We start from the raw sequence: 22,288 nt of genomic DNA on the forward strand, positions 1-22,288 counted from the left end.
GTGAAGATCGGTCGGAGCGGTCGCGGGCGGGCGTCGGCTGGCCTATGTTCGAGGGGTCGGCGTCGGGCGAAGGGGGGTGGCGGGGTGGGTATCCGTACCTTCATCGAGGGCTGGCCGGTCTACCGGCAGCTCACCGGCACCGACCCGCTCGGGCGGGGCGCGGCGGCGCAGTCGGCCCGCTCGGCCGAGCTGACCGCGCGTACCGAGACGGCCGACCGGGTGGCGCGCTCGGTCTGCCCCTACTGCGCGGTGGGCTGCGGCCAGCGCGTGTACGTCAAGGACGACCGGGTGACCCAGATCGAGGGCGACCCGGACAGCCCGATCTCCCGTGGTCGGCTCTGCCCGAAGGGCGCGGCCAGCAAGAGCCTGGTGACCAGCCCGCTGCGGCAGACGAAGGTCCGCTACCGCCGGCCGTACGCCACGGAGTGGGAGGACCTGGACCTCGACGTCGCGCTCGACATGATCGCCGACCGGGTGCTCGCCGCGCGCGAGCAGACCTGGGAGGACGTGGACAGCGAGGGCCGGCCGCTCAACCGCACGCTGGGCATCTCCAGCCTGGGCGGGGCGACGCTGGACAACGAGGAGAACTACCTCATCAAGAAGCTGTTCACCGCGATGGGGGCGCTCCAGATCGAGAACCAGGCCCGGATTTGACACTCCGCCACCGTCCCCGGTCTGGGGACCAGCTTCGGTCGCGGCGGCGCGACGGACTTCCAGCAGGACGTGGCGAACGCTGACGTCATCGTCATCCAGGGCTCGAACATGGCCGAGGCCCACCCGGTGGGTTTCCAGTGGGTGATGGAGGCCAAACGGCGCGGCGCCAAGGTCTTCCACGTCGACCCGCGGTTCACCCGGACCAGCGCGCTCGCCGACACGTACCTGCCGATCCGGGCCGGCTCGGACATCGCCCTGCTCGGCGGGGTGGTGAACTACATCCTCAGCAACGAGCTGGACTTCCGGGAGTACGTGCTGGCGTACACCAACGCGGCGACGATCATCAGCGAGGAGTTCGTCGACACCGAGGACGGGGACGGCTTCTTCTCCGGGTTCGACCCGGAGACCGGCACGTATCAGCGGACCAGCTGGCAGTACGCCGGCCAGGAGACCCAGGCGGGGACGGCGGCGGAGGAGACCGACAAGGAGCGCGACGCCGCGGCCGGGCTGCGGCACGAGTCGCACGGCAGCCCCATCTCGGGTCGGAACCAGCGGGACGAGACGTTGCGGCACCCGCGCTGCGTCTACCAGATCCTCAAGCGGCACTTCGCCCGCTACACCCCGGAGATGGTGGAGCGGGCCTGCGGCGTGCCGCGGGAGAAGTTCCTGGAGCTGGCGCGGGCCTGGACGGAGAACTCCGGTCGGGAGCGCACCGGCGTGCTGATCTACTCGGTCGGCTGGACCCAGCACAGCGTCGGCGTGCAGTACATCCGCACCGGCGCGATCATCCAGCTGCTGCTGGGCAACGTGGGCCGCCCGGGTGGTGGGGTGCTGGCGCTGCGCGGGCACGCCAGCATCCAGGGCTCCACCGACATCCCGACGCTGTTCAACCTGCTGCCCGGCTACCTGCCGATGCCGCACCACGCCGACCACCCGACCTTCGACCAGTGGGTGGACAGCATCCGGCACCCGGGCCAGAAGGGGTTCTGGGGCAACGCGCGGGCCTACGGCGCCAGCCTGCTCAAGGCGTACTGGGCGGACGCGGCGACGCCGGAGAACGACTTCTGCTACGGCTACCTGCCCCGGATGACCGGCGACCACGGCACCTACCAGCAGGTGCTGAACATGATCGACGGCAAGGTGAAGGGCTACTTCCTGCTCGGTCAGAACCCGGCGGTGGGCTCGGCGCACGGTCGCGCGCAGCGGCTGGGCATGGCCAACCTGGACTGGCTGGTGGTCCGCGACCTGTTCATGATCGAAAGTGCCACGTTTTGGCGGAACAGCCCGGAGGTGGCCACCGGTGAGATCGTCCCGCAGGAGTGCCGCACCGAGGTGTTCTTCCTGCCGGCCGCGTCGCACGTGGAGAAGGAGGGCACCTTCACCCAGACCCAGCGGCTGTTGCAGTGGCGGGAGAAGGCCGTCGAGCCGCCGGGCGACTGCCGCTCCGAGCTGTGGTTCTTCTACCACCTCGGGCGCAAGCTGCGGGAGAAGCTGGCCGGCTCCCCGCACCCCCGCGACCGGGCGCTGCTCGACCTGGCCTGGGACTACCCCACGCATGGTCCGCTGGCCGAGCCGAGCGCCGAGGCGGTGCTGCGCGAGGTCAACGGGTACGAGGTGGCGACCGGCCGCCCGCTGGCCTCGTTCAGCGAGGCCCGCGACGACGGTTCCACTGCCGTGGGCTGCTGGATCTACACCGGGGTGTACGCCGACGGGGTGAACCAGGCCGCCCGCCGCAAGTCCCGGCACGAGCAGGACTGGGTGGCCGCCGAGTGGGGCTGGGCGTGGCCGGCGAACCGGCGCACCCTCTACAACCGCGCCTCCGCCGACCCGCAGGGGCGGCCGTGGAGCGAGCGGAAGAAGTACGTCTGGTGGGACGCCGAGGCCGGCGAGTGGACCGGCTACGACGTGCCGGACTTCGAGAAGACCAAACCGCCGACGTACCGGCCGCCGGAGGGCGCCTCCGGCCCGGCCGGGATCGCCGGCGACGACGCGTTCGTCATGCAGAGCGACGGCAAGGGCTGGCTGTACGTGCCGCGCGGGCTGATCGACGGGCCGTTGCCGACGCACTACGAGCCGCCCGAGTCGCCGGTGCGCAACCCGCTCTACCGGCAGCAGGCCAACCCGACCCGCAAGGTCTATACGCACCCGGTGAACTCGGTGAACCCCAGCCCGCCGGCGGAGCACAGCCAGGTGTTCCCGTACGTGTTCACGGTCAGCCGGCTCACCGAGCACCACACCGCGGGCGGGATGAGCCGCACCGTCCGGCCGCTGGCCGAGTTGCAGCCGGAGATGTTCGTGGAGGTGTCCCCGGAGCTGGCCGGCGAGGTGGGGCTGGCCCACCTGGGCTGGGCGCACCTGGTCAGCGGGCGGGCGGTGATCGAGGCGAAGGTGCTGGTCACCGACCGGCTCACCCCGCTGCGGGTGGACGGCCGGATCATCCACCAGGTGTGGCTGCCCTACCACTTCGGCGGTGAGGGGCTGGTCACCGGCGACTCCGCCAACGACCTGTTCGGGATCACCCTCGACCCGAACGTGCTGATCCAGGAGAGCAAGATCGGTACCTGCGACGTACGACCGGGCCGCCGCCCCACCGGGCCGGCCCTGCTGGACCTGGTGGCCGACTACCGGCGCCGGGCCGGCCTGGAACCGGGCGCCGACCCCGGTCCCCGCCCACCCACCGTCACCCCCGGCGCGCACCCCGGCGTCGAGCACCGGCCGGATGGGGGAGGGTCGCGATGAGCCCCGGCCCGAACAGCTACTACGGCCCGCTGGACCCGGCCCCGGACGCGGGCTGGTCGGACGCCCCGCCGCGGATGGGCTTCTTCACCGACACCAGCGTCTGCATCGGCTGCAAGGCGTGCGAGGTGGCCTGCAAGGAGTGGAACGACGTGCCCGGCTCCGGGCTGGACCTGCTGGGCATGTCGTACGACAACACCGGCGCGCTGACCGCCAACTCGTGGCGGCACGTCGCCTTCGTCGAGCAGGCCCGCCCGGCCGGCCACCGGACGCCCCCGTTCGCCGGAAACCCGACCGGCGGCTCGGTGAGCGCCTCGTCGGCGGCGGTGGCCGCCGGCAGCGGCAACCCCACCGGCACCGACCCGGGGGTGCCGCCCGGGTCACCCGACGCCGCGGCCCGGATGGCCGCCGGCCCGTCGAGCGACGCCACGCCGACGGCAGCCGGGACCCAGTTTCTCGGCATGCCCGGGGACGGGCCGCCGGGGCGGACCGGCAGCGCCGAGGGGCGCACCGACTTCCGCTGGCTGATGATGTCCGACGTCTGCAAGCACTGCACCCACGCGGCCTGCCTGGACGTCTGCCCGACCGGGTCGCTGTTCCGCACCGAGTTCGGCACGGTGGTGGTGCAGGAGGACATCTGCAACGGCTGCGGCTACTGCATCTCCGCCTGCCCCTACGGGGTGATCGACCAGCGCAAGGGCGACGGCCGGGCGTGGAAGTGCACGCTCTGCTACGACCGGATCGGTGTCGGGAAGACACCGGCCTGCGCGCAGGCCTGCCCGACCGAGTCCATCCAGTACGGCCCGCTGGAGGAGCTGCGCGAACGGGCCGCCGCCCGGATGGCCACCCTGCACGACCGGGGCGTGCCGGAGGCGCGGCTGTACGGGCACGACCCGACCGACGGGGTCGGCGGCGACGGCGCCTTCTTCCTGCTGCTCGACGACCCGGAGGTGTACGGGCTGCCGCCGGACCCGGTGGTGACCACCCGCGACCTGCCGAAGATGTGGAAGCGGGCCGGCCTGGCCGCGTTGGCCATGGCGGCGGCCGCCGTCGCCGCGTTCGTCGGAGGTTCCTCGTGAGTGACCGCCCGGTCGGCGACCGGTTCCGCCGCTTCCGCGACCGGCTCGCCGGCACCGCCGGCGGCCCTGACCCCACGGCCGGCGAGAGCCACGCCACCAGCTTCCGCCCGGACGCGCCGCGCAGCGACGCCGCCGCGCAGGCCGCCCGGCTGGCGCCCGTGCCGTCGGGGGCACCGACGCAGCGGCGCCGGGGCGGCCGGCGGGGGCGCGGCGGCGAGGAGCTGACCGTCCCGGCGGCCGGGTTCACCTCCTACTACGGGCGGCCGGTGCTGAAGCCGCCGGTGTGGAAGTGGGACATCGCCGCCTACCTGTTCACCGGCGGCCTGGCGGCCGGTTCGTCGCTGCTGGCCGCGGGCGGGCAGTTCACCGGCCGGCCGGGGCTGCGCCGGGCCGGGCGGCTCGCCGCGCTGGCGGCGGTCGGGGCCAGCACCGGCTTCCTGATCCGGGACCTGGGGCGGCCGGCCCGGTTCCACCACATGCTGCGGGTGGCCAAACCGACCTCGCCGATGTCGGTGGGCACCTGGATCCTCGCCGCGTTCGGCCCGGCGGCCGGCGTGGCGGCGGTCGCCGAGGCGGCGCCCTGGCTGCCCGAGGACGGCCTGCCGGGGCTGGCCCGGCGGGTGCTGCCGCCGGTCGGGCACGCCGCCGGGCTGGCCGCCGCGGCCACCGCGCCGGCCCTGGCCACGTACACCGGGGTGCTGCTGGCCGACACGGCCGTGCCGTCCTGGCACGAGGCGTACCCGGAACTGCCGGTGATCTTCGCGGGCAGCGCGCTGGCCAGCGGCGCCGGCGTGGGTCTGCTCGCCGCGCCGCTCGGGCAGACCGGGCCGGCGCGGCGGATGGCGGTCGCCGGCGCGGCGCTGGAGCTGTACGGCTCGCACCGGGTGGAGACCCGGCTCGGGCTGCTCAGCGAGCCGTACCGGATCGGCCGGGCGGGGCGGCTGCTGCGGGCCGGGCGGGTGCTGACCGCCGCCGGGGTGGCCGGCGCGCTGCTCGGCGGGCGCAGCCGGGCGGTCTCCGCGCTCTCCGGCGCGGCGCTGCTGGCGGCGTCGGTGGCGACCCGGTTCGGCATCTTCCACGGCGGCGTCGCCTCGGCGCGGGATCCGAAGTACACGGTGGTGCCGCAGCGCGAACGGCTGGCCCGCCGGGCGGCGGTGCAGGACTGACCCTTCCCCGCGCGGGCCCGCCACCGCTGTGGTCAAATGCTCGGTGGAGGCGTTCAGGCGGCTGGTGCCCCTCCCGGTCTTCAAAACCGGTGTGGTCCGGGACCCGGGCCAGGCGGGTTCGATTCCCGTCCGTCTCCGCCAAGCAGCGGGGAGATCACGTGACAGGGGACGGCCGCGCCGATCCGCGCCGGCGGGTGCCGCGCACCGACGCGCTGCTCGCCGACCCCGCGCTGGTCGCCGCCGCCGGCACGCTGGGCCGGGACCGGGTCAAGGCCGCCGTCCACCGGGCGCAGGAGCGGGCCCGCCGCGGCGAGATCGCCCCCGACGAGGTACGCGAGGCCGCACTCGCCGCGCTGCCCGCGCCGGCGCCCCGGTCGGTGCTCAACGCCACCGGGGTGGTGCTGCACACCAACCTCGGCCGGGCGGCGCTGTCGCCGGCCGCGGTCGCCGCGGTGGTCGCCGCCGCCGGGCACACCGATGTGGAACTCGACCTGCGCACCGGCCGGCGGGCCCGGCGGGGCCGCGACGCCCTGGACGCCCTCGCGGCCGCCGTGCCGGACGCCGGCGCGGTGCACGTGGTCAACAACGGCGCCGCCGCGCTGGTGCTGGCCGCCACCGCGCTGGCATCCGGCGGCGAGATCGTGGTCAGCCGGGGCGAGCTGGTGGAGATCGGCGACGGGTTCCGGCTGCCGGACCTGCTGGAGAGCACCGGCGCGCGGCTGCGCGAGGTGGGCACCACCAACCGCACCACGCTGGCCGACTACGCCGCCGCGATCGGCCCGCGCACCGGGTTCGTGCTGAAGGTGCACCCGTCCAACTTCCAGGTCACCGGCTTCACCTCGGCGGTGCCGGTGCGGCGGCTGGCCACCCTCGGCGTGCCGGTGGTGGCCGACATCGGCTCCGGGCTGCTCGCCCCGGACCCGCTGCTGCCCGACGAACCGGACGCCGCGAGCACCCTGCGCGCCGGCGCCGCGCTGGTCACCGCCAGCGGCGACAAGCTGCTCGGCGGCCCGCAGGCGGGGCTGCTGCTCGGCGCGGCCGACCTGGTCGAGCGGCTGCGCCGGCACCCGCTCGCCCGGGCGCTGCGGGTGGACAAGCTGACCCTGGCCGCGCTGGCCGCCACGGTGGGCGACCCGGCCACCCCGACCCGGGCGGCGCTGCACGCCGACGCCGGCGGCCTGCGGGAGCGGACCGAGCGGTTGCGCGACCGGCTCGCCGCCGACGGCTGCAAGGCCGAGGTGGTGCCGGCCGCCGCGGTGGTCGGCGGCGGCGGCGCCCCCGGCGTGGAGCTGGACTCGTGGGCGCTGAGCCTGCCCGAGCGGTACGCCGAGCCGCTGCGCACCGGCGAACCGCCGGTGCTCGGCCGGGTGGTGCGCGGCCGGCTGCTGCTGGACCTGCGCTGCGTGCCGGCCGACGCCGACGACGCGGTGCGGGCCGCCGTGCTGCGGGTGCCGGGGGACGGCTGAGCCATGTGGGTGGTGGCCACCGCCGGGCACGTGGACCACGGCAAGTCGACGCTGGTGCGGGCGCTGACCGGGATGGAACCGGACCGGTGGGCCGAGGAGCGCCGCCGGGGCATGACCATCGACCTGGGGTTCGCCTGGACCACGCTGCCGTCCGGCGGGACTGTCGCCTTCGTCGACGTGCCCGGGCACGAGCGGTTCGTGCCGAACATGCTCGCCGGGGTCGGCCCGGTGCCCGCCGCGCTGGTCGTGGTGGCCGCCGACGAGGGCTGGATGCCGCAGTCCGCCGAGCACCTGGCGGCGCTGGACGCGCTCGGGGTGTCGTACGGCCTGCTGGTGGTGACCCGCGCGGACCTGGCCGACCCGGGGCCGGCGTTGGCCCGGGCCCGGGCGGAGCTGGCCGCGACCTCGCTCGGCCCGGTGGAGGCGGTGGCGGTCAGCGCGGTCACCGGCGCCGGCCTGCCCGAGCTGCGGGCGGCGCTGGACCGGCTGGCCGCCCGGCTGCCCGCGCCGGCGACGGACGCGGCGGTGCGGCTCTGGGTGGACCGCTGCTTCACCGTCCGGGGCAGCGGCACGGTGGTCACCGGCACCCTCGGCGCCGGCCGGCTGCGCGTCGACGACGAGCTGGAACTGGCCACCACCGGCGAGCCGGTGCGGGTGCGCGGCCTGCACCGCCTCGGTGCCGCGACGGCGCGGGTCGACGCGGTGGCGCGGGTGGCGGTGAACCTGCGCGGCGTCCCGCGGGACCGGCTGGCCCGCGGGGACGCGCTGCTCACCCCCGGCCGGTTCCGGCTGACCGACCTGCTCGACGTGCGGCTCGCCGGTGACCCGGTCGCCGACCTGCCGGCCACCCTCACCCTGCACGTCGGCTCCGCCGCCGTGCCGGCCCGGGTCCGCCCGCTCGGCCCGGACACCGCTCGGCTGCGGCTGGCCCGCCCGCTGCCGCTGCTGGTCGGTGACCGGGCGCTGCTGCGCGACCCCGGTCGCCACCACGTCGCCGGCGGGGTGACCGTGCTGGACGTGGCGCCCCCACCGCTGGCCCGCCGGGGCGCCGCGGCCGCCCGCGCCGCCCTGCTGGCCGACCTGGACGGCCGCCCCGACCTGGCCGGGGAGCTGCGCCGTCGCCGGCTGGCCCGGGTCAGCGACCTGGTCCGCACCGGGGTCGAGGTCACCGTCCCGCCGGTGGCCGGGGACTGGCTGGCCGACCCGGAGCACTGGCGGCAGCTCGCCGTCCGGCTCGGCGAGGAGGTCACCCGCCACGGCCGGGAACACCCGCTGGAGCCCGGCGCGCCGGTCGAGCTGCTCCGGCGGCGACTCGGCCTGCCCGACCGGGCGCTGGTCGAGGCCCTGGTGCGCCCGCCGCTGCGGCTGCGCGCCGGGCGGGTGACCGCGTCCGCGGCCGACGCGCTGCCCGAGCCGGTGGCCCGCGCCGTGGCCCGCCTCCGGGCCGAGTACGCCGACCGGCCGTTCCGCGCCCCGGAGGCCGCCGACCTCGCCGGCCTCGGCCTCGGTCCGCGCGAGATCGGCGCCGCGGTGCGCGCCGGGGCGCTGCTGCGGCTGGCCGAGAACGTGGTGCTGCTGCCCGGCGCCGCCGACGCGGCGGTGCGGGTGCTGGCCGGGCTGCCGCAGCCGTTCACGCTCAGCGCGGCCCGGCAGGCGCTGGACACCACCCGGCGGGTCGCCGTGCCGCTGCTGGAGCTGCTGGACCGCCGCGGGGTCACCCGCCGGCTGCCCGACGACGCCCGGGTCGTGGTCACCGCGGGCTGACCCGGCCACCGGCAAGCCGCCCCACGGGCGCGCGGCGGTCACCTAGCGTTACCACATGGACCCTTCAGCGATCTGGCGGGACCGGCAGCACAAGTGGCGGATCGAGGCGTACCGGGCGCCCGACCTGCGGTTCGCCATCTTCGCCACCAACGGCACCACCGAGTCCGCCCCGCTGTGGCTGTTCGGGATGTCGGCGCTGGCCCGCTGGCTGATGTCGCACAAGATCTCGCTCGACGACCTGGAGGTCGACTGAGGCGCTACGCCCGAACGGGGGATTGTTCCGGAAAAGCCCGTTGACCGACTGTTCCCGCCCGTACGGTGCGGTACGTGAAGGACCGAGGAATGCGTACCTTTCTCACGGTGCTCGCCGGGCTCGCCGTGATCTACTTCGGCACCACCGGCCGCAGTCCCGAGGAGGGCGGCGGGGTCACCGGCGGCCTGGTGGTGCTCGCCCTGCTGGCGGCCCTGCTGGTCTGGCACCTCACCAAGCCGGGGAACACACCGACGAAGTGAGGCCGGTCAGCCGGCGGCGGCCGTGCGGCTGACCTCGCCGGCGGACTCCTCGCCGAGCGCTACCCGGACCAGCGCCGAGGCGAGCCGGCCGAACTCGGCCGAGCCGACCAGCCCGGCCAGCCGGTCCGGCGAGGCGGGCAGGCCGAGCCGCTTCGCCCCGGCCAGCGCGCGCCGGTCGGCGTACGGGCGCACGTCGGGCCAGACCGTCTGGGCCTCGCGCAGGAAGATGTCCGCCCCGGTGGGGCCGATGCCGGGGAACTCGGTGAGCCGCCGGCGCAGCCCGGCCGGGTCGCCGTCGGCCTCCCGGTGCAGCCGGCGCAGGTCGCCGCGCCAGCGGTCCAGGCAGAGCCGGGCCCCGGTGCCCAGCATCGTCGAGGTCCGCTCGTCGTAGCGGCGGTAGTGGCCCCGGCCCAGCGCGTCCACCCGGTCCTGCCAACTGGCCGCCTCCATCGCCTGCGGGGTGCGGTAGCCGGCGGCGAACAGTTCCCGGGCCGCCGCCACCGCCACCTGGGCCCGGATCCGGGTGCTCAGCAGCGTGGCGAGCACCAGCAGCTGGTAGAGCGGGGCCGGCCGGTCGGCCAGCCGGATGCCGGCCTCCTCGGCGTACGTGCGTCCCCGCCGATCCAGCAGGACCCGCGCCACGGTCCGGTCGTCGCCCATCTGCCGGGGGTACCCGGCCGGCGGCGGGTCACCCCTCGCCGGCCGGTCCGGCTGCGGCATGGCGCCTGCGGCGGCGGGTAACCCGTGGCGGACGCGGCGCCGCCGGGTGCCGTCCAGCGGAAGGAGACATCGTGGTCAACCCGCAGCAGGAGGAGCTCCGGCGCAACGACAAGGGCGCCACCAGCCAGTACAGCAAGGGCCCGAAGCCGACCGGTCACCCGCTGAACCGGGGCTCGTCCAAGGGGGACACCGGGCGCCCGGTGCCGAAGGGACAGATCTCGCCGTACGGCCCGGCGGGGGAGCCGGTGGCCGACGACGAGAGCGACGGGCGGGGCTGACTCAGCCCCGTCCGGTGGGCGGCCGCAGCCGGTTCCAGGTGGCTGCGGCCGTCAACCCGTACGCCAGGTGCGGCACCAGGTCGGCGATCCAGTCCGAGCGGCGCCAGGTGCGCGGGTCGGTCACGCCGAGCATCGTCATGCCGCCGTCGGAGAGCGTCATCACGCCTCCGCCGAGCACCCCGGTGGCCAGTGGCAGCGGCTGCCGCCGGCCGCGGGTGAGCAGCGCGAAGCCGACCGCGGCGGCGATCCCCGCGCCGTAGCCGAGCAACGGCCCGAGGCCCGAGCGGCGGTTGGCCGCCCGGTCCCCGGACCCGAGGTCGACGTGCGCCACCCCGGCCAGCCGGCCGGCGCTCTCCTCGGGGGTACTGCTCGCCGGGCGTCCCCGGACCACCATGTCCAGGTAGCTCACGATGTTCAGCGCGGTGCTGCCGACCGCCCCGACGATCACCCCGTCGGCCAGGCTCGTCCCCCTCACTTGGGGTCTCCGGGCTCGCGTTCGCCCTTGGGCCCGTACGTCCGCTCGCCGCGCACGATGCCCCGCTGTCCCCGGTCGTCCTGCAGGATCCGGTTGGCCACCTCGTTGGCCTTGCGGTCCGGCACCCGGCGTCCGGAATCGTCGATCGCGTTCCGGATGCGCGCCCGCTGCTTGTCGTACGCGTTGCTGCCCGGCCGTGGTCCTGGCATCACTGCCTCCTCCGGTCGCTGTCGCCCGTCGGCGTACCGGGTGCGTCTACCCGCCTGCCGGCGGGCCAACCCCGGCTCGCCGGGGCGGCCGGCCCCCGCTCGGTCGGCGCGCTGACCCGGCTCAGCGGGGCGCGCGGATCACCGCGACCGGGCAGTCGGCGTGGTGCAGCACCGCCTGGCTGACCGAGCCCAGCAGCAACCCGGTGAACTCGCCGCGCCCCTGCCGGCCGACCACCACCAGCTGCGCCTGGCGGGAGGCGTCGTTGAGCACGGCCGCCGGGCGGCCGCGGACGGTCCGCCGGGCGATCGGCACGTCGGGCCAGCGTTCGGCGAGCCCGGACGTCACCTCGGCGACCAGCCGCTGCTCGTCGGAGCGCAGCTCGGTGTCGTCGTAGACCAGCGGCTGCATGTCGCCCGGGCCGGTGGAGACCGGGTGCCGGTAGGCGTGCAGGGCGAGCACCTCGGCGCCGCGGACCGACGCCTCCTCGACCGCGAACTCCGCCGCGAGCCGGGACGTCTCGGAGCCGTCCACGCCCACCACCACCGGCCCGTCGGCGCGGTCGCTGCCGCGGGCGACCAGCACCGGGCAGTCGGCGTAGGAGGCGACCTGCACCGCCACCGAGCCGACCACCAGCGCGGAGAAGCCGCCCAGGCCCCGGTCGCCGAGCACGATCATCGCGGCGGCCGGCGACTCGCCGAGCAGCACCGCCGCGGCCTCCCCGTCGATGATCTCGCCGGAGACCCGCAGGCCGGGCACCGCCGCCTCGGCCTCGGCCACCGCCTCGGCGACCAGCCGCTCGGCCTGCTGCCGCAGGCCGCTGCCGGGCGGCCCGCCGGCCGGGGGCTGCACCGGCACGTGCAGCAGCGGCCAGATGAAGCCGTGCACGATCCGCAGCGGCCGGTCCCGCCGGTCGGCCTCGGCAGCCGCCAGCCGTACGGCCCGCAGCGCCGGCTGCGAGCCGTCCACGCCGACCACCACGGCCGCGCCGTTCGCCGAGTTCACCGTCCACCTCCCACCGGTTCCGGGTCAGTATCGCGGCCGGTGAGCCGCCGGCGGGGCGATACCGCCCAGGACGTCCGGTCGGTACGCTGGCGACGACCACCGGGGAGGGAGCGTCATCGATGGTTGAACCCGACCAGCCGAGCACCGCACGGATGATCGACCACTGGCTCGGCGGGGAGCACCACTTCCCGGTGGACGTGGCCGCGGCGCGCGCCTTCGAGCAGGCGTACGGGCCGTGCGCGCCGATCTTCCGCGAGTTGCGTGCCTTCCTGGGTCGGGCGGTGCGGGCGATCGTCGCCGACGGGGTGGACAGCTTCCTGGTCTTCGGCGCCGGGGTGCCCACCATGGGCAACGTGCACGAGGTGGCCACGGAGGCGACGGTGCTCTACACCGATGTGGATCCGGTCACCATCCGCCTCGGCCAGCGGATCCTGGCCGGCAGCGACCGGGCCGGCTACGGCTACGGCGACGCCACCGACATCGGCACCGTCGACCCGGCGCAGCTGCACCGGTTCGTGCCGGGGTGGGGGAGGCGGCCGGTCGGCGTGGTCTTCCTGGGGCTGGCCGCGTTCCTCGACGACGACACGCTGGCCCGCACCCTCGACGAGCTGTACGGCGCCGTCGCCCCGGGCAGCCGGCTCGCGATCGACTTCGACACCGACGAACTGGCCGCCCACCCGGAGGCCCTGGCGATGATGGGCCCGGCGTTCCGGATGCGCCGGCCGGAGGTGTTCGCGCCGCTGCTGGGCCGGTGGCGGCCCACCGCCGACGGCATCGTGCCGATCGCCCGGTGGCGCCCGGACGGCCCGCCGGCCGACGTGCCGGACGCCTTCTACGGTGCGGTGGCGGTCCGCCCGGCGGACTGAGCCGCGCGGCGAGCAGCCGGTCCCGGGCCGCCGGGGACGGGTTGATCACGATGGCGGCCGCCCGCGCGGCGCGGTGCCGGCGACCTCCGTATGATGCTTGCCGTACAGCAAGTGTTGCCGGAGGAGAACCATGTTGGACGCGCCCGGCGGGTTGTCACGTGCGCTGCGCGAGTCCCCGCCCGACCAGGTGGCCGAGGCCGCCGACCGGGCCATCCGGTCCACCCTGGGCGCGACGCGCACGGACGTGTTCCTCGCCGACTACCGGATCAGCGGGCTCTGGCCGGTGCTGGACCCGGACCTGCCCGAGGCCGGTTTCCTGTCCTGCCAGGGTATGGCGCAGCGCTGCTTCAGCAGTCAGCAGCCGGTGCTCGACGGCGCCGGGGACGGCCGGTGCCGGCTCTACCTGCCGCTGTCGGTGTGGGGGGAGCGGCTCGGGGTGCTGCTGGTCGAGTTCCCCGCCGCGCCCGGTCCGGCCACTGTGGAGCGGGTCGGGGACGTCGCCGGTGAGCTGGCGGTGGTGCTGCGCGCGGCGGACCGGGAGACCGACCGCTACCGGCGGGCCCGCCGGCGGGAGCGGCTCAGCATGGCCGCGGAGATGCAGTGGGAGCTGCTGCCGGGTCGCGGGGTCAGCCACGACGCGTTCCAGCTCGCCGGCCAGTTGGAGCCGGCGTACACGGTGGGGGGTGACCACTTCGACTGGTCGCTCGACGGCGACCGGCTGACCCTCACCGTGCTCAACGGATCCGGCATCGGGCTGTCCGCCTCACTGCTGACCGCGGTGACCGTGAACGCTCTGCGCAACGCCCGGCGCTCCGGTGGGAGCCTGACCGAGCAGGCCGAACTCGCCTCCGACACGGTCTTCTACCAGCACCGGGGCCGGCGCTACGTGGCGACGCTGCTGATGGAGCTGGACACGGTCACCGGCCGGGTGCGGGCGGTGGACGCCGGTTCGCCGCGGCTGCTGCGGCTGCGCGGCGGCGCGGTCGACACGATCGGCCTGGAGCAGCAGCTGCCGTTGGGCATGTTCGCCGAAGCCCGGTACGACCTGCAGGAGTTCGACCTGGTGCCGGGGGACCGGCTCTTCGTGGTCAGCGACGGCGTGTGGGCGGCCGCGCCGGCCGACCGGGAGGCGTACGGGGAGAAGGCGATGGCGCGCGCGATGCGGTCCACGCGGCTGCAGCCACCGGCGGAGGCAGTTGGTACGGTGATGCGCGAACTGCACGCCTGGCATGCGGACACCGATCTGCGCGACGACGCGGTCGTGGTCTGTCTGGACTGGCGCGGTTCCGGCGGCCGGGCCGGCGACTGACTGCCGTCGCCGCACCGAGGCCGAACACGAGCGGGACGATCGCAGGGGACACCGGGTGGAGCGACCTCCGAATCTCGCCGCCGCGATCGACGCGGCCGCCGAGGCGCTGGTCGGCGTGCTGGACTCGGCCGTCTCCCGGCACCAGATGGTCGTCTCGCCGACCCAGCTGCGGGTGCTCTCGCTGATCGCCGGGCGGCCGCGGACCACCGTCAACCGGCTGGCCGAGCTGCTGGACGTCGTGCCGTCGTCGGCGAGCCGGCTCTGCGACCGGCTGGAGGCGATCGGGCTGCTGCGCCGGGTGGCCGATCCCCGCGACCGGCGGGAGGTCCGGCTGGTGCCGACCGCGGCGGCACAGGAGTTGCTGCGCGAGCTGGCGGAGCGCCGGCACCAGGCGGTGCAGAGCGTGCTGGACCGGATGCCCGGCCGGGTGCAGCACGAGCTGCTGCTGGGCCTGCTCGCCTTCGGTCAGGCCGCCGCGTCCGCCGCCGAGCCGGCGGCGGATCCGTCGGCCCGGAGCGCCTGAGGACGCCTTCCGGCCGCTACCAGTATCCTAGGACGCTCTACGCGACGTGAGGCCGGTCACAGCGCCGACAGGCCGCGCCGAGCCGGGCTCGGCGGCACCCGGACCGGCGGCGAGGGCCCGATATAGTGGCAGCGCAACTCAGCCGGCCCGTGATCACGACGATCGCGGGCCGAATCAGGGGAGGTCCCGTCCCGGGACCGCAGCGGGTGCCGGCGCACGCCGGCCCGACAGCACGCGTCCCGCAGCGCCCGACCTCGGCCGGGCGGCCGCGACGCGTCGCGGAGGAGGTTCGGTGTCGCGTCGGCCGGCTGGGGCAGCGCATCCGGGGGCCTCGGGCGGCACCGACCCGGCTCCGGGCGACCGGGTCCTCACGCTGCCCAACCTGATCAGCTTCGTGCGGCTGCTCGGCGTGCCGCTCTTCCTCTACCTGCTGCTGGTCGCCCGCGCCGACGTGGCCGCGATCGTGGTGCTGGCCATCGGCGGCACCACCGACTGGGTGGACGGCTGGATCGCCCGCCGGCTGGGCCAGGTGAGCCGCCTCGGTGAGCTGCTCGACCCGCTCGCCGACCGGCTCTACATCCTCGCCACGCTGCTCGGGTTCACCGCGCGCGAGGTGGTGCCCTGGCAGTTCACCGCCGCGCTGCTGGCCCGGGAGCTGCTGCTGCTCGGCTCGCTGGCGGTGCTGCGCCGGTACGGGTACGGGCCGCCGCCGGTGCACTACGTCGGCAAGACCGCCACGTTCCTGCTGCTGGCCGCGTTCCCGGTGCTGCTGCTGGCCTCGGCGGTGCCGGGAGCGGCCGCGGTCGCCGGCCCGGTCGGCTGGGGCCTGGCCTGGTGGGGTCTGGTGCTCTACTGGGTGGCCGGCGCCCTCTACGTGGTGCAGGCGCGCCACCTGGTCACCTCGGTGCGGGCGGGGGGAGCGGGCGCGTGACCGGCACGCCGCGCGAGGGTCAGGGCCGCACCGAGCGGGTGTACGCCCCGGACTTCCTCACCGAGTTGTTCCGCAATCCGCTGGATCCCGGTTACCTGGACGCGGCGGCGCGCCGGCGCGAGGGCGGGCGCCCCTCGGGGTGGCGCGGCTGGTCGGCCCGGTCGGTGAGCCTGCTGGTCATCGTGGTGCTGGGGTTCCTGTTCGCGGTGGCGTACAAGCAGACCCTGGCCGACGAGCCGGGGCGTAGCCAGGCGCGGTCCGGGTTGGTCGCCCAGATCAAGGAGCGGCAGGCCGAGGCGGACCGGCTGGCGGTCCAGGCCGACCGGTTGCGCGAGGAGGTGGCCCGGCAGCGCGAGCTGGCGCTGAGCGGCTCGCAGGCGGCCCGGCTGCGGGACCTGGAGGCGGGCACCGGGATGGGTCGGGTGCGCGGCGACGGCGTGGTGGTGCGGCTGGCGGACGCGCCGGGCAAGCAGGACGCGGTCACCGGGGCGGGCGCCGGGCCGCCGCGGGTGCTCTACAGCGACCTGCAGGCGGTGGCGAACGACCTGTGGAGCGCCGGGGCGGAGGCGATCGCGATCAACGGTCAGCGGTTGACGGCGACGTCGACGATCCGCTCGGCCGGGGAGGCGATCCTGGTGGACTTCCGGCCGGTGACCGGGCCGTACGAGGTGTCGGCGATCGGTCCGGGGTCGATGAAGCGCCGGTTCGACGAGAGCCGGTCGGCGTTGTTGATGCGTGAGGTGGCCGAGAAGACCGGGTTGTCGTTCGGGGTGCGCAAGGTCGACGACCTCACCCTGCCGGCGGCGCCGGAGCCGCAGCTACGCTACGCGGAGCCTTCGGTGAGTCCGACGCCGTCGCCGTCGGCCACCGGTGTCCAACCGTCCGGTTCCCGGACGTCCCCCAGCCCCTCCGGAGGTGGTCGATGATCGCGGTGCTGGCGTTGCTCGCCGGGGTGGTGCTCGGGGTGTGGCTCGATCCCACGGTGCCCGCGGCGTTGCAGCCGTACCTGCCGATCGCGGTGGTGGCGGCGCTGGACGCGGTGTTCGGCGGGGTGCGGGCGAAGCTCGACCGGATCTTCGACGACAAGCAGTTCGTGGTGTCGTTCATCTCGAACGTGCTGGTGGCGGGCCTGATCGTGTACCTGGGTGACCAGTTGGGCGTGGGTGGTCAGTTGTCCACCGGTGTGGTGGTCGTGCTGGGGGTGCGGATCTTCGGAAACGTCGCGGCGATCCGCCGGCACCTGTTCCGGGCGTAGGTTTACAGGCGATGAGCGACGAGCACACCGAGACGGGGACCGGCTGGCCGCAGCCGGCGGGTCCGCCGCGCCCGTCGGGGCCGGCGGGGGAGCCGGATCCGCGGCCGGACGCGCCGGATCCGGACGAGTTGAGCCCGTTGGCGCCGCGGCCGCCGGAGCGGCAGGACGCGCCGCCGCCGGTGGAGGAGGACTCGGCCGGCGCCGGCGAGGCGGCGACGGTGGACCTGAGCCGGGCGAGTGCCGCGGCCGCCGAGGGGCCGGACGGGAGCGCCGGCGGGTCGGCGGCGGACGCGGCGGGGGCGGTGGCCGGGCCGGTGCGGTCGGCGCGGGCGCGGCTGAGCTCGGCCGGGGTGATGATCGCTGTGCTGTTGGCGTTGCTGGGCTTCACCCTGGTGGTGCAGTTGAAGACGACGTCGACGGATCCGACGTTGGCGGCGACCCGGCAGGAGGACCTGGTCCGGATCCTGTACGACCTGGATTCGCGGACGAACCGGTTGCGGCAGGACATCGAGTCGTTGGAGGAGAGCCAGCGGCAGTTGCAGTCGGGTGAGCAGGGGCGTCAGGCGGCGTTGGAGGAGGCGACCCGGCGGGCTGACGAGTTGGGGATCCTGGCGGGGACGTTGCCGGCGACGGGGCCGGGGTTGTCGGTGCGGTTCGTCGCGGGCGGTAAGCCGATCTCGGCGTCGCGGGTGCTGGACGCGGTGCAGGAGTTGCGGGGCGCGGGCGCGGAGGCGATGCAGATCTCGGGTGGGGATCAGGCGGCGGTGCGGATCATCGCGTCGACGTACTTCCTGGACGAGGACGGGTCGTTGATCGTGGACGGGCGGCGGTTGACGGGTCCGTACACGATCACGGTGATCGGTGATCCGGCGACGATGCGGACGGCGTTGAACATTCCTGGTGGGGTGGTGGCGTCGGTTGCCGGCGACGGCGGTAACGTGATCGTTGAGGATCGTGAGGCTGCCGAGGTTTCGGCGCTGCACGCGCCGATCAAGCTGGAACACGCCCGTCCGGTCTCCTGACCGGCGCGGCCGGCACCGGGTGCGCCCGGTGCACCGATGGATGAGGGACGCGTCTGGTGATTCCTGAGGATCTGCGTTACACCGCTGAGCACGAGTGGGTCTCCGGTGGCGACGGCGGCACTGTCCGGGTCGGCATCACCCATTTCGCGCAGGACGCGCTGGGTGACATCGTGTATGTCCAGCTGCCCGAGGCGGGCACGGCGGTGGCCGCTGGTGAGTCGTTGGGTGAGATCGAGTCGACCAAGAGCGTGTCGGAGATCTACGCCCCGATCAGCGGTACGGTGGCGGCGCGCAACGAGGCGCTCGGCGACACCCCTGAGGTGATCAACACTGACCCGTACGGTGCGGGTTGGTTGGTGGAGATCACCCCGGACGATCCGGCGGCGGTCGACGGGCTGCTGTCCGCGGGCGCGTATCGCGAGCTCACCGAGAGCTGAGTGTGCCCGAGCCGGTGCGCCTGTCGAGTCCGCGCGTCCGGTTGCCCTGCATTTCGGCGCTGGCTAGGCTCGCCCAGTCGACCGAGAACCCAATAGTTGAGCGTCGCGGAATCGCCTTTCCGGGCACGGGGAGCCAGCCGCCGGGTGTTCATTGGCCCGGCGGCCAGACCCGCCATCACCCGACGCCGACCGAACAGATCCGTGAGGTGGTCCCATGACGCGCCCAGACGACGAGTTCCCCCCACTCGACGTCACTTCGACGCTCAATCTCGGCTCGCTCGACGAAGTGCTGGAGGGGCCGGACACCGATGTGGTGCCGAGCCGGATGTCCGGTTCGTTGCCGCCGGGGATGGCGCTGCTGGTGGTCCGGCGGGGTCCGAACGCGGGTGCCCGGTTCCTGTTGGATCACGATGTGACGACCAGTGGCCGGCATCCGGACAGTGACATCTTCCTGGACGACGTGACGGTGTCGCGGCGGCACGCGGAGTTCCACCGGGATGGTGGGACGTTCACGGTGCGGGACGTGGGCAGCCTGAACGGCACGTACGTGAACCGGGAGCGGGTCGAGGCGGCCACGTTGAGCAATGGTGACGAGGTGCAGATCGGCAAGTTCCGGGTGGTGTTCATCGCCGGTCCGCGCCCGGAGGGGGAGGCCGGCCGGGGGTGAACGAGCCTGCGGCCTCGACGTCGCCGGGTGCGGCGCGTGCGCAACCGTTGATGAGCATCGGCGAGGTGCTGGCGCAGTTGCGGGTGGATTTTCCGGACGTCACGATTTCGAAGTTGCGGTTCCTCGAGGCCGAGGGTCTGGTGGAGCCGCAGCGTACGGCGTCGGGTTACCGGAAGTTCAGCTGGGACGATGTGGCGCGGTTGCGGTTCGTGCTGACCGCGCAGCGGGACCAGTACCTGCCGTTGCGGGTGATCCGTGAGCAGCTGGCGCAGTGGGACGCGACCGGGGAGGCGCCGGGTCGGCAGCGGCCGACGTTGGTGGCGGTGGGTCCTGGTGGCGAGGTGCCGGGGCGGGAGTCGGCGGAGCCGGCCGAGTCGTCGCAGGTGCGGCTCGGTCGGGCCGATCTGGTGGCGCGCAGCGGGATCGACGAGTCGACGCTGGCGGAGCTGGAGCGGCTCGGGTTGGTGGTGTCGGATCCGCCGGGTTGGTACGACGCGGATGCGTTGATCATCGCGCGGGCGGTGGCGGGTCTGTCGGCGTACGGGTTCCAGCCGCGGCATCTGCGGGGTTACCGGACGGCGGCGGATCGGGAGGTCGGTCTGTTCGCGCAGTTGGTGGCGCCGTTGGCGCGGCAGAGTGATCCGGCGGCGCGGGCGCGGGCGGCGGAGACGGCGCGGGAGTTGGTGGCGTTGTCGCAGCAGTTGCACGCGGCGTTGGTGCGGGTGGGGTTGCGGTCGACGTTGGGCCGGTGACCGGCGGGTGTGCGGAAAGATCTGTCCCGGGAAGCGTGTCGTAGGCTTGCCGGGGTAACCCCTTTCTGGCGCGGGCGTGGTGCGGATTGCGCGTGGGACGGCCGTGTCGCGGTCCGTGTACCGTGCAGGGAAGGGCGCGGTGCGGCGTAGGTGACAACGACACGGAGGCGGCGGTGCGCGAGCTGAGCGTGGTCGGGGTTCGGGTGGAGCTGCCCAGTAACCAGCCGATCGTCCTGCTCAGGGAGGTCGAGGGGGACCGCTACTTGCCGATTTGGATCGGCGCGGTAGAGGCGACGGCGATCGCCTACGAGCAGCAGGGGGTCAAGCCGGCCCGGCCGTTGACTCATGATCTTCTGCGGGACGTGTTGGCGGCGTTGAAGGCGCCGTTGCGGGCGGTGGAGATCACCGAGTTGAAGGAGAACGTCTTCTACGCCGATCTGTTGATCGGTGACGGGGTGCGGGTGTCGGCGCGGCCGAGCGATTCCATCGCGTTGGCGTTGCGGGTGGGTGCGCCCATTCGTTGTGCCGAGCAGGTCCTCAGTGAGGCGGGGATCGTGATCCCGGACGAGCAGGAGGACGAGGTGGAGAAGTTCCGCGAGTTCCTGGAGCAGGTGCGTCCGGAGGATTTCGCGGGTTGACCGGCCGCCGGTGGGCGGCTGGTGTGATGTCGGTCGGGGTCACTGTGGGTGATGCCCCGGCGGTGTGGGTGATCTTTCCCGTGGCTGCGCGGCGTGTCGCGACGGTTCCTGCGCGGTAACCCCTGAAGGCGGCTATAGGGTTGCCGTGTCGAGGGGTGCACGTCCCGGAAACGACGTGTCACCGCACTGGCGGGGAGGTTGTCCGGATGCACGAGCCGCGAGATCCCGATCCGGGTACGGAACTGGACGAGCCGGGTGTGGCGCCGCCGGAGGTGGCGACGGACGGTGACGGTTCGGTGGGCTACCGGGGGGTGACGGCCTGCCACGCGGTGGGGATCAGCTACCGCCAGTTGGACTACTGGGCGCGTACCGGGCTGGTGGTGCCGAGTGTGCGGGACGCCTCGGGTTCGGGTACGCAGCGGTTGTACTCGTTCCGGGACCTGGTGGTCCTGAAGGTCGTGAAGCGGCTGCTGGACGCCGGGGTGTCGTTGCAGAACATCCGTAAGGCGATCGAGGCGTTGCGCTCGCGTGGGGTGGAGGACCTGGCGGGCATCACGTTGATCTCCGATGGGACGACGGTGTACGAGTGCCGGTCGCCGGAGGAGGTGGTCGACCTGTTGCAGGGCGGCCAGGGCGTGTTCGGCATCGCGATCGGTGGGGCGTTCAAGGAGATCCAGGGTTCGTTGTCGCACCTGCCGGCTGAGCCGGCGGCGGCCACGCCGGGTCAGGATGCGCCGGCGGCGGCGCCGGATTCGGTGGGTGACGAGTTGGCGGCGCGGCGGGCGCGCCGGCGGGCCGGCTGAGCGGTCCGTGGTGGCCAGCTGGCGCTGACGCGCCAGGGTTCCGGCCGGCGGAGCGTCCGGGCCGGTCGGGGGTGCTGCTGACCGCGCGGTGGCGGGGTCCCGGCGGTCGGGCGCGGGGTCTGTGACGCACGGTGCCCGCGACGCGCCGAGGCTTGTTGCATATTTCGTGGTGACGCTGTGTGTGGGCGCCGGTGGCGTCGGCGGTGGTTGGCCGTTCGGTGTGTGGTGATCGTCTCTGCGGCTGAGGTCGGGTTGCCGGGACGGGTGACGCAGGTCAGGCGATCGGTTGTCGGGGTGTCTGCGGTGGTCAGCGGCGGGTGCGGGGCCGTTGCCGCCGGTCCGTGGCGGGTTCGGCCGATGACTGCGGCCATATCGACGGTGACCCTGGGTGTGCTGCCGGTTGCCTGGCGTGGAGGCCGGTCCGGTCCGATTGTGACGGTGGGTAGTGGAGGGTGTCGGGAATCCGATAGGGGGGCGATGACCGCGGCGACGCGACGCGCTATGGTCCCTCACGCGGTCGCCCCGGTTCGGGTGTCGCCTGCGTAGGCGCTGCTCGCGCCGGCCGACCGTTGCCCCTACGCGCCACCCTCGCGCGCCCCCCTCCACGTCGGAAGGAACGACCGTGACGGTTACGGAAGAAACCGCTCCCGCCTCCCACTACGAGCGCATCGGTGGCGCCAACTCGGTGAAGGCCGCCGTCGACCTGTTCTACGACCGGGTGCTGGCCGACCCGGAACTGGCCGGCTACTTCACCGATGTGGACATGCCGTCGCAGCGCCGGCATCTGGCGTTGATGCTGACCGTGGTGCTGGGCGGCCCGAACGAGTACGCCGGGCGGGGCCTGGCCGAGGCGCACCAGCCGTTGCGGATCCCGGTGGAGCACTACGTCAAGGTGGGTGAGCACCTGGTCGTGACGCTGACCGAGCTGGGCGTGCCGGGCGACATCATCGCCGACGTGCAGGCGGTGCTGGCGCAGGTGCAGGACCAGGTGGTGTTCAGCGGGACCTCGGCGAGCGCCTGAG

The 22,288-nt window shown here is 74.5% G+C and carries 25 protein-coding genes and 1 tRNA gene; 22 read left to right on the forward strand and 4 right to left on the reverse strand.

Annotated features, from left to right (window positions below; genetic code table 11):
- Window positions 1–84 precede the first annotated feature (84 nt).
- The 8 genes from fdh (at window position 85) to Q3W71_RS28630 (ending at window position 9,378) form a co-directional block, all read left to right on the forward strand.
- Window positions 85–3,393: a formate dehydrogenase gene (fdh, locus tag Q3W71_RS28595; RefSeq protein WP_302922579.1), complete on the forward strand. Its 3,309-nt coding sequence runs from the start codon at window positions 85–87 to the stop codon at window positions 3,391–3,393.
- Window positions 3,390–4,469, forward strand: a complete 1,080-nt coding sequence (locus Q3W71_RS28600) for a 4Fe-4S dicluster domain-containing protein (RefSeq protein WP_302922580.1) — start codon at window positions 3,390–3,392, stop codon at window positions 4,467–4,469. Before fdh ends, Q3W71_RS28600 begins: the two co-directional genes overlap by 4 nt.
- Window positions 4,466–5,635: an NrfD/PsrC family molybdoenzyme membrane anchor subunit gene (gene nrfD / locus Q3W71_RS28605; RefSeq protein WP_302922581.1), complete on the forward strand. Its 1,170-nt coding sequence runs from the start codon at window positions 4,466–4,468 to the stop codon at window positions 5,633–5,635. The genes Q3W71_RS28600 and nrfD overlap by 4 nt, the downstream gene beginning before the upstream one ends.
- 45 nt (window positions 5,636–5,680) lie before the next feature.
- A tRNA-Sec gene (locus Q3W71_RS28610) sits at window positions 5,681–5,776 on the forward strand.
- Between the two features lie 17 nt (window positions 5,777–5,793).
- Window positions 5,794–7,101 carry an L-seryl-tRNA(Sec) selenium transferase gene (selA, locus tag Q3W71_RS28615; protein ID WP_302922582.1) on the forward strand — a complete coding sequence of 436 codons (1,308 nt, stop codon included), beginning with the start codon at window positions 5,794–5,796 and terminating at the stop codon, window positions 7,099–7,101.
- Between the two features lie 3 nt (window positions 7,102–7,104).
- Entirely contained in the window at window positions 7,105–8,865 is a 1,761-nt protein-coding gene (gene selB / locus Q3W71_RS28620; RefSeq protein WP_302922583.1) for a selenocysteine-specific translation elongation factor, read from the forward strand.
- Between the two features lie 55 nt (window positions 8,866–8,920).
- Window positions 8,921–9,118: a hypothetical protein gene (locus Q3W71_RS28625; RefSeq protein ID WP_167189573.1), complete on the forward strand. Its 198-nt coding sequence runs from the start codon at window positions 8,921–8,923 to the stop codon at window positions 9,116–9,118.
- An 89-nt stretch (window positions 9,119–9,207) separates the two neighbouring features.
- On the forward strand, window positions 9,208–9,378 hold the full coding sequence (locus Q3W71_RS28630; RefSeq protein ID WP_172899328.1) for a hypothetical protein: 171 nt from the start codon (window positions 9,208–9,210) through the stop codon (window positions 9,376–9,378).
- Window positions 9,379–9,384: 6 nt separating this feature from the next.
- Here the strand turns inward: Q3W71_RS28630 and Q3W71_RS28635 are convergent, their stop codons facing one another.
- Window positions 9,385–10,038, reverse strand: a complete 654-nt coding sequence (locus Q3W71_RS28635) for a hypothetical protein (protein WP_302922584.1) — start codon at window positions 10,036–10,038, stop codon at window positions 9,385–9,387.
- Window positions 10,039–10,169: 131 nt separating this feature from the next.
- Between Q3W71_RS28635 and Q3W71_RS28640 the strand changes: the two genes are divergently transcribed.
- Window positions 10,170–10,376: a hypothetical protein gene (locus Q3W71_RS28640; protein WP_302922585.1), complete on the forward strand. Its 207-nt coding sequence runs from the start codon at window positions 10,170–10,172 to the stop codon at window positions 10,374–10,376.
- Between the two features lies 1 nt (window position 10,377).
- Here Q3W71_RS28640 and Q3W71_RS28645 read toward each other — a convergent pair whose 3' ends face one another.
- The 3 genes from Q3W71_RS28645 to Q3W71_RS28655 all read right to left on the reverse strand — a co-directional run bounded on the left by Q3W71_RS28645 (window position 10,378) and on the right by Q3W71_RS28655 (window position 12,063).
- On the reverse strand, window positions 10,378–10,851 hold the full coding sequence (locus Q3W71_RS28645; RefSeq protein ID WP_302922586.1) for a hypothetical protein: 474 nt from the start codon (window positions 10,849–10,851) through the stop codon (window positions 10,378–10,380).
- A complete protein-coding gene (locus tag Q3W71_RS28650; protein ID WP_302922587.1) occupies window positions 10,848–11,060 on the reverse strand; it encodes a phosphatidylethanolamine-binding protein in 213 nt (70 codons plus the stop codon). The genes Q3W71_RS28645 and Q3W71_RS28650 overlap by 4 nt, the downstream gene beginning before the upstream one ends.
- A gap of 121 nt (window positions 11,061–11,181) precedes the next feature.
- On the reverse strand, window positions 11,182–12,063 hold the full coding sequence (locus tag Q3W71_RS28655) for a universal stress protein (protein WP_302922588.1): 882 nt from the start codon (window positions 12,061–12,063) through the stop codon (window positions 11,182–11,184).
- A 119-nt stretch (window positions 12,064–12,182) separates the two neighbouring features.
- Between Q3W71_RS28655 and Q3W71_RS28660 the strand changes: the two genes are divergently transcribed.
- The 13 genes from Q3W71_RS28660 (at window position 12,183) to Q3W71_RS28720 (ending at window position 22,287) form a co-directional block, all read left to right on the forward strand.
- The gene (locus Q3W71_RS28660; protein ID WP_302922589.1) at window positions 12,183–12,929 is read left to right on the forward strand and encodes an SAM-dependent methyltransferase; all 747 of its coding nucleotides are present in this window, start codon (window positions 12,183–12,185) and stop codon (window positions 12,927–12,929) included.
- Window positions 12,930–13,059: 130 nt separating this feature from the next.
- Window positions 13,060–14,238, forward strand: coding sequence for a PP2C family protein-serine/threonine phosphatase (locus Q3W71_RS28665; protein WP_302922590.1), 1,179 nt, complete (start codon window positions 13,060–13,062; stop codon window positions 14,236–14,238).
- Window positions 14,239–14,293: 55 nt separating this feature from the next.
- The gene (locus tag Q3W71_RS28670) at window positions 14,294–14,761 is read left to right on the forward strand and encodes a MarR family transcriptional regulator (protein WP_302922591.1); all 468 of its coding nucleotides are present in this window, start codon (window positions 14,294–14,296) and stop codon (window positions 14,759–14,761) included.
- A gap of 292 nt (window positions 14,762–15,053) precedes the next feature.
- Entirely contained in the window at window positions 15,054–15,692 is a 639-nt protein-coding gene (locus tag Q3W71_RS28675) for a CDP-alcohol phosphatidyltransferase family protein (protein ID WP_302922592.1), read from the forward strand.
- Window positions 15,689–16,618 carry a DUF881 domain-containing protein gene (locus Q3W71_RS28680; RefSeq protein ID WP_302922593.1) on the forward strand — a complete coding sequence of 310 codons (930 nt, stop codon included), beginning with the start codon at window positions 15,689–15,691 and terminating at the stop codon, window positions 16,616–16,618. Before Q3W71_RS28675 ends, Q3W71_RS28680 begins: the two co-directional genes overlap by 4 nt.
- A complete protein-coding gene (locus Q3W71_RS28685) occupies window positions 16,615–16,947 on the forward strand; it encodes a small basic family protein (RefSeq protein WP_007460356.1) in 333 nt (110 codons plus the stop codon). Before Q3W71_RS28680 ends, Q3W71_RS28685 begins: the two co-directional genes overlap by 4 nt.
- 11 nt (window positions 16,948–16,958) lie before the next feature.
- Window positions 16,959–17,969, forward strand: a complete 1,011-nt coding sequence (locus tag Q3W71_RS28690) for a DUF881 domain-containing protein (RefSeq protein ID WP_302922594.1) — start codon at window positions 16,959–16,961, stop codon at window positions 17,967–17,969.
- Between the two features lie 56 nt (window positions 17,970–18,025).
- Entirely contained in the window at window positions 18,026–18,406 is a 381-nt protein-coding gene (gene gcvH / locus Q3W71_RS28695; RefSeq protein ID WP_302922595.1) for a glycine cleavage system protein GcvH, read from the forward strand.
- 214 nt (window positions 18,407–18,620) lie between these two features.
- Entirely contained in the window at window positions 18,621–19,073 is a 453-nt protein-coding gene (locus Q3W71_RS28700) for an FHA domain-containing protein (RefSeq protein ID WP_030503922.1), read from the forward strand.
- Window positions 19,074–19,123: 50 nt separating this feature from the next.
- Complete coding sequence (locus tag Q3W71_RS28705) at window positions 19,124–19,825, forward strand: MerR family transcriptional regulator (RefSeq protein ID WP_302922799.1); 702 nt, start codon at window positions 19,124–19,126, stop codon at window positions 19,823–19,825.
- A gap of 173 nt (window positions 19,826–19,998) precedes the next feature.
- A complete protein-coding gene (locus Q3W71_RS28710; RefSeq protein WP_088962140.1) occupies window positions 19,999–20,463 on the forward strand; it encodes a bifunctional nuclease family protein in 465 nt (154 codons plus the stop codon).
- Between the two features lie 206 nt (window positions 20,464–20,669).
- Window positions 20,670–21,266, forward strand: coding sequence for a MerR family transcriptional regulator (locus Q3W71_RS28715; protein WP_302922596.1), 597 nt, complete (start codon window positions 20,670–20,672; stop codon window positions 21,264–21,266).
- A gap of 622 nt (window positions 21,267–21,888) precedes the next feature.
- A complete protein-coding gene (locus Q3W71_RS28720) occupies window positions 21,889–22,287 on the forward strand; it encodes a group 1 truncated hemoglobin (RefSeq protein WP_302922597.1) in 399 nt (132 codons plus the stop codon).
- Window position 22,288 lies beyond the last annotated feature (1 nt).

It is taken from the genome of Micromonospora sp. C28SCA-DRY-2, assembly GCF_030519475.1.
Taxonomy (GTDB): Bacteria; Actinomycetota; Actinomycetes; order Mycobacteriales; family Micromonosporaceae; genus Micromonospora.

Bases quoted from the DNA above. Each gene is read 5' to 3' on its own strand.
- Q3W71_RS28660 (WP_302922589.1), top strand. From the start codon at position 12,183: ATGGTTGAACCCGACCAGCCGAGCACCGCACGGATGATCGACCACTGG.
- Q3W71_RS28625 (WP_167189573.1), top strand. From the start codon at position 8,921: ATGGACCCTTCAGCGATCTGGCGGGACCGGCAGCACAAGTGGCGGATC.
- Q3W71_RS28635 (WP_302922584.1), bottom strand. From the start codon at position 10,038: ATGGGCGACGACCGGACCGTGGCGCGGGTCCTGCTGGATCGGCGGGGA.
- Q3W71_RS28705 (WP_302922799.1), top strand. From the start codon at position 19,124: ATGAGCATCGGCGAGGTGCTGGCGCAGTTGCGGGTGGATTTTCCGGAC.
- Q3W71_RS28715 (WP_302922596.1), top strand. From the start codon at position 20,670: ATGCACGAGCCGCGAGATCCCGATCCGGGTACGGAACTGGACGAGCCG.
- Q3W71_RS28650 (WP_302922587.1), bottom strand. From the start codon at position 11,060: ATGCCAGGACCACGGCCGGGCAGCAACGCGTACGACAAGCAGCGGGCG.
- selB (WP_302922583.1), top strand. From the start codon at position 7,105: ATGTGGGTGGTGGCCACCGCCGGGCACGTGGACCACGGCAAGTCGACG.
- Q3W71_RS28630 (WP_172899328.1), top strand. From the start codon at position 9,208: ATGCGTACCTTTCTCACGGTGCTCGCCGGGCTCGCCGTGATCTACTTC.
- Q3W71_RS28685 (WP_007460356.1), top strand. From the start codon at position 16,615: ATGATCGCGGTGCTGGCGTTGCTCGCCGGGGTGGTGCTCGGGGTGTGG.
- Q3W71_RS28665 (WP_302922590.1), top strand. From the start codon at position 13,060: ATGTTGGACGCGCCCGGCGGGTTGTCACGTGCGCTGCGCGAGTCCCCG.
- Q3W71_RS28700 (WP_030503922.1), top strand. From the start codon at position 18,621: ATGACGCGCCCAGACGACGAGTTCCCCCCACTCGACGTCACTTCGACG.
- Q3W71_RS28600 (WP_302922580.1), top strand. From the start codon at position 3,390: ATGAGCCCCGGCCCGAACAGCTACTACGGCCCGCTGGACCCGGCCCCG.
- Q3W71_RS28690 (WP_302922594.1), top strand. From the start codon at position 16,959: ATGAGCGACGAGCACACCGAGACGGGGACCGGCTGGCCGCAGCCGGCG.